General features: G+C 44.0%; 1 pseudogene. It reads left to right on the forward strand.

Going from position 1 to position 423, the window contains the following annotated elements:
* Positions 1–73: 73 nt before the first annotated feature.
* Positions 74–423 (forward strand): annotated as a pseudogene (locus tag ACT3QP_RS15090) (transposase); the annotation flags it as partial.

The raw sequence follows: 423 nt of genomic DNA on the forward strand, positions 1-423 counted from the left end.
GGTAATCCCCCCAATAAATAAGAACACTTACAAATAGAGATTAACTGCTAAAATACACCAGCAGGAGAATCCTATGAAAAAGACACGCTTTAGCGACAACCAAATCGTCAACATCCTAAAACAAGCCGAACAAGGCGTCCCTATTACCGAGCTCTGCCGTGAGCATAACATCAGCCAAAGCACCTTCTACAACTGGCGATCTAAATATGGTGGTATGGACGCCACACTTATCAGCCGTCTTAAAGAGCTTGAGGTTGAAAATGCCCGCTTAAAGAAGATGTACGCTGATGAATGTCTTAAATCCGACATCCTACAGGATGCTATGTCAAAAAAGTGGTAGCGCCCCAAAGGCGCAAAGAGATGGCTTGTCACTATATTAAAGAGCATGGCATCAGTATCCGCAGGGCTTGCTCGATCTTTAAT

Origin of the sequence: Psychrobacter sp. AOP7-B1-24 (assembly GCF_052376215.1) — a bacterium.
In the GTDB taxonomy this organism is placed as follows: Bacteria; Pseudomonadota; Gammaproteobacteria; order Pseudomonadales; family Moraxellaceae; genus Psychrobacter.